Source organism: Micromonospora sp. 067-2 (assembly GCF_046549295.1).
In the GTDB taxonomy this organism is placed as follows: Bacteria; Actinomycetota; Actinomycetes; order Mycobacteriales; family Micromonosporaceae; genus Micromonospora.
This window is the reverse complement of sequence record NZ_JAJPWB010000001.1, coordinates 147,608-159,879: the sequence shown is the minus strand read 5'-3', so window position 1 is coordinate 159,879 and position 12,272 is coordinate 147,608. Positions and strand designations below refer to the sequence as shown.

9 protein-coding genes are annotated in these 12,272 nt (G+C 72.5%); 4 read left to right on the top strand and 5 right to left on the bottom strand.

Going from position 1 to position 12,272, the window contains the following annotated elements; translation table 11 throughout:
- Positions 1–60: 60 nt before the first annotated feature.
- Positions 61–510, bottom strand: coding sequence for a ribonuclease domain-containing protein (locus tag ACLJN9_RS00715; protein ID WP_410808985.1), 450 nt, complete (start codon positions 508–510; stop codon positions 61–63).
- A 254-nt stretch (positions 511–764) separates the two neighbouring features.
- On the opposite strand from ACLJN9_RS00715, the gene ACLJN9_RS00710 reads away from it, so the two are divergent.
- Entirely contained in the window at positions 765–1,583 is an 819-nt protein-coding gene (locus ACLJN9_RS00710; protein WP_410808984.1) for a hypothetical protein, read from the top strand.
- A 55-nt stretch (positions 1,584–1,638) separates the two neighbouring features.
- Here the strand turns inward: ACLJN9_RS00710 and ACLJN9_RS00705 are convergent, their stop codons facing one another.
- Together ACLJN9_RS00705 and ACLJN9_RS00700 are read right to left on the bottom strand one after the other, a co-directional pair.
- Entirely contained in the window at positions 1,639–2,220 is a 582-nt protein-coding gene (locus ACLJN9_RS00705; RefSeq protein ID WP_410808983.1) for a hypothetical protein, read from the bottom strand.
- A 64-nt stretch (positions 2,221–2,284) separates the two neighbouring features.
- Positions 2,285–4,078, bottom strand: a complete 1,794-nt coding sequence (locus tag ACLJN9_RS00700; RefSeq protein WP_410808982.1) for an ABC transporter ATP-binding protein — start codon at positions 4,076–4,078, stop codon at positions 2,285–2,287.
- Between the two features lie 85 nt (positions 4,079–4,163).
- Here ACLJN9_RS00700 and ACLJN9_RS00695 point away from each other — a divergent pair, with 85 nt between their 5' ends.
- Positions 4,164–4,589: a MarR family winged helix-turn-helix transcriptional regulator gene (locus tag ACLJN9_RS00695; RefSeq protein WP_410809512.1), complete on the top strand. Its 426-nt coding sequence runs from the start codon at positions 4,164–4,166 to the stop codon at positions 4,587–4,589.
- Positions 4,590–4,760: 171 nt separating this feature from the next.
- Positions 4,761–6,545 carry an N-acetylglutaminylglutamine amidotransferase gene (locus ACLJN9_RS00690; RefSeq protein ID WP_410808981.1) on the top strand — a complete coding sequence of 595 codons (1,785 nt, stop codon included), beginning with the start codon at positions 4,761–4,763 and terminating at the stop codon, positions 6,543–6,545.
- A 7-nt stretch (positions 6,546–6,552) separates the two neighbouring features.
- On the opposite strand, the gene ACLJN9_RS00685 is transcribed toward ACLJN9_RS00690, so the two are convergent.
- On the bottom strand, positions 6,553–7,686 hold the full coding sequence (locus tag ACLJN9_RS00685; RefSeq protein ID WP_410808980.1) for a glutamate--cysteine ligase: 1,134 nt from the start codon (positions 7,684–7,686) through the stop codon (positions 6,553–6,555).
- A 273-nt stretch (positions 7,687–7,959) separates the two neighbouring features.
- Between ACLJN9_RS00685 and ACLJN9_RS00680 the strand changes: the two genes are divergently transcribed.
- Positions 7,960–9,363 (top strand): flavin monoamine oxidase family protein, encoded by a 1,404-nt coding sequence (locus ACLJN9_RS00680; protein ID WP_410808979.1) that lies wholly within the window; start codon positions 7,960–7,962, stop codon positions 9,361–9,363.
- A 108-nt stretch (positions 9,364–9,471) separates the two neighbouring features.
- On the opposite strand, the gene ACLJN9_RS00675 is transcribed toward ACLJN9_RS00680, so the two are convergent.
- Positions 9,472–12,105, bottom strand: coding sequence for a discoidin domain-containing protein (locus ACLJN9_RS00675; RefSeq protein WP_410808978.1), 2,634 nt, complete (start codon positions 12,103–12,105; stop codon positions 9,472–9,474).
- Positions 12,106–12,272 lie beyond the last annotated feature (167 nt).

Here is a 12,272-nt window from a genome sequence, read left to right as displayed (position 1 = left end):
CCTGATCTCGCCGGGAGGCGACGGCGGGGCCGGCCGGGTCGGCCGGCCCCCCGACACCCCTCAGAGCCGGTAGAAGTCGGTGTAGTGGTTGGGCGAGAACCAGGTGACCCCGGTGCTGCGGTTCACCACGATCCGGTACGCGTCCCGCGCGGCGCCCTGGGTGCGCGGATAGACGTCGTACTCGTAGTAGGTGGCGTTGGTGGGCAGTTGACCCTCGTAGTTGTAGAACTGGCCGCCGGCGAAGTTGGACTTGCCACCGCTCCAGGAGTACCAGCCGCGACTGGTCGGGAAGCCCTTGGCGGACCACCCCGACCGGGCGGTGCGGGCGTCCGCGCAGCGGCTGACGGTGCAGGAGCCGTAGACCGCCGCCGAGGCGGAGTCGGTCAGTCGTGGGGTCACCACGGACGGTCCGACCAGCGCGGCGCCGACCGTGGCGAGGAGCAGGACGAGGGTGGTGATACGCCGGCGGATCACGCCGAGCGTGGCCAACGGGGACACGAGGGTGGACACAGGCTGCCTCCAGACCATTCAATCCATCGATCTGAGTCATTGTCAGATCGGGACCAGTCTCACCGTTGCTGACCGCCGGCAACAGCTCCCACCGTGCCAACTGCTCCACAATGCTCGGTGAACCCCGGATGATCTGCTTCCCCGACGGCGGTCCCCCGGCCGCCGTGTCGCCGATCCCTCGACGGCGTGGCGGCGGGCAAATCGGTCACCGGTTGTTAGCGTGAAACGCAGATCCGTGACGATGGAGGGGTGCCATGACGGACGCCCCCGACGGGAGGCCGAGACCTGCGGACCGGTGGCGGCACCGCGGCATCCGCGGGCTGACCATCACCCGGAACGCGAGTGTCCGCGGCTGGCGGTGGTGGGCACGGTCCTGGGATCGACTCGTCGCGTCGCTGCAGGACGAGGCGCCCGTAGGGTCTGGCGCCGCACCGTCGCCGTCCGGCCCCCTCGTCGAACAGCGCGGCGCGCCGCGACCGATAGCGGTGCCCGCCCGGGGCTACGTGTACTCGTTCTACATCCGCGCCACGTTCGCCTGGTCGTCGCCCGCGAGCCTGCGCTCCGAGGTGTTGAGCTGGTACGTGGACTACTTCCAGCCCAATGCCATCCAACGGCTGACCCGGCTCGCCGCGGACCTCGCCCGGGACCTGCCCCCGCACCGAGCCGCCGACCTGGAGCGGGCGTTGCAGCGGGCGCTCACCGACGACCCCGTCTGGACCTACGAGCGTGGCGACGTCGTCCTCACCTGCCAACCCGACGCCACCGTCCGGCTCGACGAGCGGATCATGCCGACGTACCAGCCGCACGTCGACCGGCTGATGAAACTGGAGTACCAGTTCGACGAGCAGCTGCGAAGGGCGCGGTACGCCCGAGAGTTGAGCAGCCGGTGGACGGCGATCCTGAACGACCACGTGGACGGCGGAGATCAGGACCTGGCGGACGCCCGCGACCACCTGCTCAGCGCGCAGCGGGAAGCAGCCCGCTGGATCAACGACCTCCTCCACTCCCACCAGCGCAACCCCACCGACCCGCCACCCATCCCACCCCAACCCAGCTCGACCCCGCCGCGCTGAGCATGTTTGCAGGCCGACACCTCAGGACCAGCACACTCACCCTGACGGCGCACGATCAAACCGTCCGCTGCTCCGCTGGCACGGGACGCACGCTCGACCGATCGAGGAGTGCCTGTCGCAGCGACGCTGACTGCTCTACCGATCCGCCGTGGACGCCCAGGCTGCGGCGGGCGGCGCGGTAGTAGTCGTCGCGTGCCTCGTTGACCCGGGTGAGCATCCCGGCGATCTCTTCCGGCGGGTCGACGAATCCGCGCGCGAGCCGCTCGACCTGCCAGACCGCGTCCCGCCAACCGGCGGCCGCCACGACCGTCGGCTCGTCGCCGAGCAGCAGCAGGTTCTCCCAGACGATGGTGCGCCGGGCATCGGTCTCGGCCAGTCGGGCCAGGCCGTCCTCCCGGGCGATCGGGTGGCTACGCGATCCTGGCCGGTGATCGGCTGTCATCCGCAACGCCACCGCGTGACTCTCCTTGATGGCGTGCGCGTACTCGACGTACGCGTCCAGGCGCCGCTCGTCCCAGCGGACACCCTGGCTGCGCCGCCAACGAGCGCGGTCGGCCAACGACGTGGCGAGGATCGTACCGAGCGTGCCGACCAGTACACCGAGGAGCGCCGGAAGCTGCGTCAGAAGCGTGCCCACGTCGCCGAGACTGCCAGCACCAGGCAAGCCCGTCACCTGGCACTGCTGGGTTTTTCCGACAGAGTCAGGCGGCCAGGGTGGCGTAGCGGCCGTTGTGGTGCAGCAGGCTGTCGTGGGTGCCGGCCTCGACGATGCGGCCGTGGTCGAGCACCGCGATCTGGTCGGCGTCGCGGACGGTGGAGAGCCGGTGCGCGATGGTGATCGTGGTGCGGCCCTCGGCGAGCACGTCGAATGCCCGCTGCACGGCGCGTTCGGTCTCGGTGTCCAGTGCGCTGGTGGCCTCGTCGAGGACCAGGATGCGGGGGTCGCGCAGCAGCGTACGGGCGATGGCGAGGCGCTGCTTCTCGCCGCCGGAGAACCGGTGCCCGCGCGAGCCGACCATGGTGTCGTACCCGTCGGGCAGGCCGGCGATCAGGTCGTGGATCTGCGCCGCGCGGGCGGCGTCCTCGATGTCGGAGTCGGTGGCGTCCGGCCGGGCGTAGCGCAGGTTCTCCCGGACGGTGGTGTGCAGCAGGTAGGTCTCCTGGCTGACCACACCGACGATCGCGGCCAGGTTGGCCAGGCGAAGGTCGCGCAGGTCGACGCCGTCGACGGTGAGCCGGCCGCTGTTGGGGTCGTGCAGCCGGCTGACCAGCCCGGCGAGGGTGCTCTTGCCGGAGCCGGTCTCGCCGACGAGGGCGAGGCTGGTGCCGGCGGGCACGTCGAGGGTGATCCCGGCGACGGCGGCGGTGTCGCTGCCCGGGTAGCTGAAGGTGACCTCCTCCAGGCGCAGGTCGCCGCGCACGCGGCGGGGGTCCAGGTGCACCGGGTCGGCGGGGTCGGCGACGTCGACCGGCAGGTCGAGGTATTCGAAGATCCGGGCGAACAGCGCCAACGAGGCGGTCAACGACACACCCACGTTGAGCAGCCCCATCAGGGGACGGAACAGGCCGTTCTGCAGGGCGGTGAAGGCGACCAGGGTGCCGATGCTGAGCGTGCCGGCGGTGCCGGGCAGCCCGGCGCTCAGGTAGATGACCGCCGGTACGGCGGCGAAGATGACGCTCATCGAGGCCATCCGCCAGCGGCCGGCCAGCTCGCTGCGCAGCTCCAGGTCGACGAGGCGGGCCGACGAGGTGGTGAAGCGCTCGACGAGGGCGGGGCCGGTGCCGAGGGTCTTGGCCAGTTGCACGCCGCTGATCGAGAGGCCCTCGTCGATGGTGACGTTGAGGTCGGCGAGTTCGCGTTGGCGCTGCGCGGTGACCTCCCGGCGCATCCGGGCGACGCGGCGGGTGAGCCAGATCGCCGGCGGCAGCACCACGAGCGAGACCAGGGAGAGCTGCCAGGACAACGCGACCATGGCCACCACGGTGGCGACCACGGTGGTCAGGTTGGACGCGACGGACGTGGCGGTGGAGGTGACCACCGACTGCATGCCGCCGATGTCGTTGGTGATCCTGGACTGCACCTCGCCGGTGCGGGTGCGGGTGAAGAAGCCCAGCGACTGGCGCTGGAGGTGGCTGAAGACGTCGGTGCGCAGCCGGTGCATGATCTGCTGCCCGACCCGGGTGGAGATCCAGGTCTGCACCACGCCGAGCACGGAGGTCACCGCGGCCACGGCGACCATGCCGACGACCAGCCAGACCAGCAGCGTCAGGTCGCTCTGCGGCAGGGCCCGGTCGATCACGTCGCGGAGCAGGAACGGGGTGGCCATCGCGATGATCGAGGAGGCCACGATGATCGCGGTGACCACGGCCAGGGCGGCGCGGTGACCGGTGAAGAGGCGGCCGATGCGGCGCAGCGACACCTGGCTGGCCTGCTCCTTCTCGGCGGCGCTGACCGTGCGGGGGCCGCGGTCGCGGCCGGCGGGGGTGGGTTCCAAGGGGAGTTGCCTCTCGTCGGGGATATTGCTGAGGTTACCTCATCATGAGGCAACAACCGCATCTCCTGCTACCGTATTCCCCGTGATGGAGCGCACGGCGGACGGCGACGACGAGAGCCTTGCCGAGACGTTCTGGGCGGTCGCCGCCCGGCTACGCCGGCAGGCGCGGGAGTCGCTGGAGCCGTGGGACGTCACCCCGAGCCAGTCCCGGGCGCTCGGCGTGCTGGCCCGCCACGGCCTGGTGCGCCCCGGCACGCTCGCCGAGCACCTGCACATCGCGCCCCGCTCGGCCACCGAGGTCGTCGACGACCTCCAGGCCCGGGGGCTCGTCGAGCGCCGGCCCGACCCGGCCGACCGCCGTGCCACCCTGGTCGCGTTGACCGACGAGGGTACGCGGATCAGCGCCGCCATCCGGGCGGCCCGGCGCGTCGAGGCCGACCGCTTCTTCGGCCACCTGGCCCCGGCCGACCGCGAGCAGTTCACCCGCATCCTGCGCACCCTGCTCGACTGACACGTCGGGCCGGGATCCGTCCGCCCGCCAGGGGCGCGGCGCTGGTGGGGACGTTTGCGCCCCGCCCCGGCGGGTAGCCGAGCCGCCCGGCGCGGGACCGACCTCGACAAGCGTTCGGGATCAGGAGGGTGTGGTGCTTCTGCGGTCCCGTCCGAGCGATGGTCGCCGCTGATGTGCGGAATCAGCGGGGAGGCGCGGTTCGACGGCGGTCAACCCGACGCCGCGGCTGTCACCCGGATGACCGAGGAGATGCGGTCCCGAGGCCCGGACGGCGAGGGGCTGTTCGCGGACGGCTGGGTGACCCTCGGGCATCGTCGGCTGACCATCATCGACCTGTCCGACGCGGGCGGGCAGCCCATGGTCCGCGACGACCTGGGCCTCGCGCTGGTCTTCAACGGCTGCGTCTACAACTATCCCGAGCTGCGCGAGGAGCTGCACAACGCGGGGTACTCCTTCGGGTCCACCAGCGACACCGAGGTGATCCTGGTGGCGTACGCGCACTGGGGTGAGCGCTTCGTCGACCACCTGGTCGGCATGTTCGCGATCGGGCTGGTCGACCGGGCCCGGCGCCGGCTGGTGCTGGCCCGCGACCGGCTCGGCATCAAGCCGCTGTACCTCGCCGAGACCCCGGGGCGGCTCCGGTTCGCCTCCACCCTGCCGGCCCTGCTGCGCGCCGGCGACGTGGACACCAGCATCGACCCGGTGGCGCTGCACCACTACCTGTCGTGGCACTCCATCGTGCCCGCGCCGCGGACCGTGCTGCGCGGCGTGCGCAAGCTGCCGCCGGCCACCCTGCGGGTGATCGAGGCCGACGGCAGCAGCCGGGAGGAGGTGTACTGGCGTCCGGACTACGTGCGGGAACCCGCCGACACCGGGATGGACGCCGCCGGGTGGCGGGCCGCCGTCGGGGAGGCGCTCCGCACCGCCGTACGCCGACGGCTGGTCGCCGACGTTCCGGTCGGTGTGCTGCTCTCCGGCGGTCTGGATTCCAGCCTCATCGTGGCGCTGCTCGCCGAGGCCGGCCAGCAGCACCTGCGGACGTTCAGCATCGGCTTCGAGAGCCGCGGTGACGAGACCGGCGACGAGTTCCACTACTCCGACCTGGTGGCCACCGCGTACGACACCGACCACCAGCGGATCCGGCTCGCCGACGACGACCTGGTGCCCGCCCTGCGGCGTGCCGTGCTGGCCATGGCCGAGCCGATGGGCAGCCACGACGTGGTCGCCTTCCACCTGCTCTGCGAGCAGGTGGCCCGGCACGTGAAGGTGGCCCAGTCCGGGCAGGGCGCCGACGAGGTGTTCGCCGGCTACGGCTACCACCAGCCGCTCGTCGAGGCGTCCCGGCACGGCGCGGGCGAGACGTTCGCCGCCGCGTTCTTCGACCGGGACCACGACGAGCTGCGCGGCATCGTCGGCCCGGCGTACGCGCTGGACCACGACGCCAGCCGGGAGTTGCTCGCCGCGCACCTCGCCGCGCCCGGGGCGCAGACCGCTCTGGACGCGGTGCTGCGCCTGGACACCCACCTGATGCTGCCCGACGATCCGGTCAAGCGCGTGGACAACATGAGCATGGCGTGGGGCCTGGAGGTGCGTACCCCGTTCCTCGACCAGGACCTGGTCACCCTGGCTGCCCACTGTCCCCCCGAGCACAAGGTGGCCCTGGGCGGCAAGGGGGTGCTGAAGGAGGTCGCCCGGGAGGTGCTGCCGGCCGAGGTGATCGACCGGCCCAAGGGCTACTTCCCGGTGCCGGCGCTGCGCAACGTGGACGGGCCGGTGCGCGAGCTGGTCGCCGAGGCGTTGCAGGCGCCGGCCGCGCGCGAGAGAGGTCTGTTCCGCCCGGAGTACGTGGCCCGACTGCTGGCCGAACCGGACCGGGCCGCGGCGGCGGCCGGCAGCAACAAGCTGTGGCAGCTCGGGCTGTTGGAGCTCTGGCTCCAGTCGCACGGCATCCGCTGAGCGCCGGTCACCCCGCGGTCGTGCGGTCAGCCAGGTCGTCGAGGACCTCGCGCAGGTCACCGGTACGCTCCAGCACCCGACGCTGCCGGGTCGCGCCGGTGCCGTCGCGGCGCAGCCGGGCCAGCTGGGCCACCACGTACCCCAGGTCGCCGTGCCGAAGGAGAGCCGGAGCGACCACCGACAGCAGATCGTCGACCAGCTCCCAGGCTGGCCGGGCGCCGCCGGCGCGCAGGTCGATCAGCTCGCCGTCGAGGCCGTCGTGGGCGGCCCGCCAGTGCGCCGCGGCGATCAGACAGTCGCGGGTGTCCGGAGCGGCCACGCCGGCGCGCACGTCGTCGGCGAGGGTGCCGACCAACGCCCGGACCAGCGCGGCGACCAGCACGGAGTCGTCCACGTCCGCGCAGACGTCACCCACCCGCACCTCCACCGTCGGGTACGCCGACGACGGCCGGGCGTACCAGTAGACCATCGCGGCGTCCAGCATGATGCCGGCGGCGATCAGCTCGTCGACCGTGCGGTCGTAGTCGGCGGCGCAGTCGAAGTACGGTGTCGGGCCGATACTGGGCCAGCGTTCCAACTGCATCGACCGCCAGCTGGCGTGACCGGTGTCCCGCCCGTCGTGCAGGGGTGAGTTGGTGGTGATCGCCTGCACCACCGGCAGCCACACCCGCAGGTGGTTGCAGACCTGCACGGCCAGTTCGCGGTCGGGCAGCCCGACGTGCACGTGACAGCCGCAGACCGCCGGGTCGTGCGCCACCGGCCCGTACCGGCGGGACATGGCGTGGTAGCGCGGTTTGTCGGGCACCGTCCGGTGCGGCTCGGCCACCGGGGTGGCGCCGACGGCCACCAGCCGGGCCCCGGCAGCCGTGGCGGCCTCGGCGGCGGCGCGGCGCAACGCCACCAGCTGCGCGCGCAGCTCGGCGAGGTCGGCGCAGACCGGGGTGACCATCTCGACCATGCTGTGCCGGAACTCCTGCCGGCTCTGCTCCCGGGCCGGGCCGTGCAGCGCGGCCAGCACCCGGTCGGCCACCGGCAGGTTCCGCTCGCTGTCCGGGTCGAGCAGCAGGAACTCCTCCTCGACACCGAGCGTCAGGGTGGCCAGGTCGGGCACGGTGCGGGCGGCCGTCGCACGGCGCGTCATGGCCTACTCCATCCGTTCCTGCGGCCGCGGGAACGCCGCGGTCGGCGGGTGCCTCGGGTTCCCGGCCCGGTCCGCCGACAAACGCGCGGGCGGTGCGGAGGGCGGCGAACGGCGCGGCGCACGTGGTGGTCGTCCAGGCGTGCCGCGGACCCGGTGGCTGCCGGGCTCCCAGGTGGGCATCGCCGCCTTTGCTCTGCTTCATCACACGCAACGGTGAGCGACGTCGAATGTTGCGTGGATTGAACCAGAGCAAAGGACGCGACACATGGTGTTGTGCACCCCGTACAGCCGGAACGCGATCAGCACCGGGAACGCCGGGAGTCATACACGCGCACGCGGCGGGTAGACCTCGGGGTGACCGACGGCAGCCGGGTGGTGGTGGTCGGCGCCGGATTCTCCGGGCTCGCCGCCGCGCTGGCGCTGACCCGCGCCGGTGCGCACGTGCGGGTGCTGGAGGCCCGCGACCGGGTGGGCGGTCGGGTGCTGACCCGCTGGCTGCCCGACGGCACCCAACTCGACCTGGGCGCGCAGTGGATCGGCCCGACCCAGGACCGGATGTACGCGCTGGTCGCCGAGCACGGGCTGGCCACCTTCGCGTCGGCGGCGGTCGGCGCGTCCACCCTGCTCTGGGCCGGCCAGCGGCGGGCCGCGCCGCCGGCGCCGGCCGGTCGGGTGCTCGGCCTGCTCGACGAGTACGCCGCACGGCTGGACCCGGCCGCACCCTGGCGGGCGCCGGAGGCCGCCCAGTGGGACCGGACGATCCTCGGCGGTTGGCTGCGGACGACGGCCGGGGACCCCGACACCGGCGACTACCTCGGTCGGCTGCTCGCCGGTGGTCTGCTGGCCACCGGAGCGGACGAGATCTCCCTGCTCCAGTTGCTGTTCTACCTGCGCAGCGGCGGCGGCACCGCGGTCCTGTTGGGGATGGCCGGCGGCGCGCAGCAGGACCGGATCGTGGGTGGGCCACCCGCGCTGGCCGAGCGGATGGCGTCCGCGCTACCGCCGGGGACGCTGCGGTTGGCCGAGCCGGTGCGCGCGATCGGGCAGGACGCGGACGGGGTCACGGTGCGCACCGACACGGGCCGCGTCGACGGCGATGCGGTGGTGGTCGCGCTGGCGCCGGCACTGGCCGGCCGGATCCGGTACGACCCGCCGCTGCCGCCGCTGCGCGACGGACTGACCCAGCGGATGCCGATGGGGTCGGCGCTGAAGGTGCACGCCGTCTACCCGGAGCCGTTCTGGCGCGACGACGGGCTCTCCGGTGTGGCCACCAGCAGCGCCGGACCGCTCACCGAGACGGTGGACAACAGCACCCCGACCTCGGCGTGCGGGGTACTGACCGGGTTCAGCTACGGCGCGGACGCGGCCACGCTGCGCGCGACGTCCCCGGCCGGACGTCGGCGGCGCGTGCTGGACGCGTTCGCCGCACTGGTCGGGCCACGGGCCCGGACTCCGATGGAGGTGGTCGAGTACGACTGGTCGGCCGATCCGTGGACCCGCGGGTGCTTCTGCGGCTCGCTCACCCCGGGAACCTGGAGCACGTACGGCCCGAGGCTGCGCGCCGGGGTGGGGCGGGTGTATTGGGCGGGCACCGAGACGGCCACCCACTGGGCCGGCTACCTGGAGGGTGCGGTGCGAGCCGGCGAACGGGCGGCGGCCGAGGCGCTGGCACGGTGAGGCGCGACCGGGCCGACCGGGTCTTCGGCGGGACCCGGCCGGCCCGGTCCACGGTGCGCCCCGACCGGCCCGGTCGACGGCGCGACCGGACCGGCGCGGGCGCCCCGGTCAGGGGTAGGTGGTCAGGTACACCTGCTGGTTGGCCGCGTTGGCCGTGCCGCCGGCGTTGTTGATCACCCGGTTGATGGTGCCGACGCCGCCGAGCGAGACGGTGACCATGTTGGTGAACCGCACGTTCGGGTTGGTGGGCGCCTCGATGGCCCGGTCGGCGACGACGGCCGGGTTGACGTTGAAGTAGCAGTAGCTGCCGAGCCCGAACGCCTGGTGGCTGGTGACCGAGTCGGCGACCTTGTACGCCGCGTACCCGCGGGTCGCGCCGTTCGTCCAGGCGCCCTGGTTGGGCGGGTCGTAGGGCATCTCGTTCTGGTAGAAGTACGTCCGCCCGCCGTTGCCGTTCCAGACGGTCTGGTACTTCTGGTAGTGCTCGACGAAGAGGCCGTACATGGTGACGTCGTCGCCGTTGACGGTCAGCCCGGTGTCGGCGGTGTTCAGCGTCCATCCGGTGGGCACGCCGTCGGCGGCGTGGTCGGCCCGCCACAGCCACATGTGGTCGCCGATCACGTTGTCGCTGTTGACGGTCAGCGTGTTGGTGGCCTTGCCGACGTGCGGCCCGCCGATGCGGAAGAACACGTCGTGCAGCGAGGTCGGGTTCGCGGCGTGGGTCGCCGACGAGCCGGCCGGACCGACCTCCATGAGCACCGGTGAATTGGTCGTGCCGGCCTCGAACATGAGGCCGGCCACCTTCACGCCGTCCACGTCGGCCACCCGCATGCCCACGCTGCCGTTGTCGGCCTGGATGGTTGCCAGGCCGAGGCCGAGGATGACCGTGTCGGCCCGGTTGACCTGGATCGGCTCGGTGACGCGGTGCACGCCCGGGGTGAACAGCAGGTGCTTGCCCTGCGCGAGGGCGGCGTTGATGGTGGCCGCGCCGGTGCCGGGCTGGACGACGAAGAACTGCGACAGCGAGATCGACGAGCCGGCAGGGGTCTTGTTGTACCAGCTGGTGCCCGTGGAGTTGCTGCGCAGCGCCGGCACGAAGACCCGGTACTCACCGGTGCCGTCGACGTACAGGAAGGGCTTCTCGCGCACCTGCGGGGTCTGGGCGATGACGGTGTGCGACGGGTTGGGGAAGTGCGGCGGCGGCGCGCCGGTCACGCCCTGGAAGACCATGTTCCACACCGAGCCGGTCCAGCCGTTGCCGAACTCGCTGTTGCGGGAGTACCACTGCTGCTGCGAGCCGGAGACGACCAGTCCGTCGACGCGGGTGTCGGCCATCAGACCACCACTGGACCAACCGTCGCCGCCGTTCCACAGCTGGATCTGGTTCTGCGCGCCGCGCAGGTGCATCCGCCGGTACGGCGCGGCCTGGGACACGGCCCAGCGCTCGACACTCACCCCGGCCGGCAGGGTGACCGAGAGGTTCTCCGCGGCCCGCCAGAAGTTCTGGGTGGCGTTGCCGCCGAACCAGGTCGCCTCCACCCGGACGTGCCCGTTGAGGTTGACGTCGTCCGGGCTCATGCCGAGGCCGGCGACCTGGGTGAAGAAGCCGAGGTTGACGTCGGCGGTGTAGGTGCCCGGCTTGAACAGCACCGCGTAGCGCTGCGGGCCGAACTGGTTGGTCTCCTGCTGGGTGAAGAGGGTGTTCAGTCGACTCTGGATGGTCGCGGTGGGGGTGCCCGGGTCGAAGACGAAGGTGTTCGGCCCGAGGTTCGGGTTGCGCGGGTCGGTCGGGTCGACGGGCGGCTCGCTGGTTCCGCCGGTCGTGTTGACCGTCAGCTCCCACAGCGAGTAGCCGTAGGCGGTGCCCCGGGCGGTGCCGTACACCCGCAGGTAACGGCCGCTGCCGGTGACGGTGAGGCTCTGCGTGCCGCCGGCGCCGGTGGTGGTCGAGTAGATGGTGGTCCAGGTGCTGCCGTCGGCCGAGGTCTGGAGCTGGAAGGCCCGGGCGTACGCGGCCTCCCAGGTGAGCGCCACCCGGCAGATCGACCGGGTGCTGCCGAGGTCGACGCGCAGCCACTGGGGGTCGCTGGCGGCGCTGGCCCAGCGGGTGCCGGTGTTGCCGTCGACGGCCGCGGACGCGGGCGTGCCGGCGTTCTCGGTGGACGAGGCGGTGGCCGGCTGGTTCAGCGCGGCGTTGGCGCTGCCGCAGGTGGGTGTGGTGCCGCCGGCCTCGCCGTAGACCTGGAACTCCCAGAGCGAGTAGCCGTAGCCGGTGGCCCGAGCGGTGCCGTACATCCGGACGTACCGGCCGGCTCCGGTGACGGCGAGGGTCTGCGTGCCGCCGGTGCCGGCGGTGGTGCTGTAGACGGAGGTCCAGGTGGTTCCGTCGTCGGAGGTCTGGAGCTGGAAGGCGCGGGCGTAGGCACCCTCCCACTGCAGGGTCACCTGGCTGAGGGTGGCTCGGGCGCCCAGGTCGACCTGGAGCCACTGGGGGTCGCTGAACGCGCTGGCCCACCGGGTGCCGGTGTTGCCGTCGACGGCGGCGGTCGCGGGCGTGCCGGCGTTCTCGGTGGACGAGGCGGTGGCTGGGCGGCCCTGGGAGAGCAGGGTGGGGGCGGCCTGCGCCGGTGTCGGAGCGGCGGTCGGGGTGAGGGCCGCGACCAGGGCAACGGTCAGCCCGAGGAGCAGGTGCCGGAGGGCACGCCGGGGACGCGGGCGTACGGATGTAGCACGAGATGTCATGACATCGCCTGTCGATAGGGGGTTACGGACGACGCGCGGGTGGGGTCGGGCTCGCCCGTGGTGCCGTGGGTGGTGCCGCCGATGCGACGCCGCGGGATGGAGAGCGCTCTCGTAGGAGTGTTGCGGCGCGGTTGCGACGGCGTCAAGACATCGATCTATAACACTGT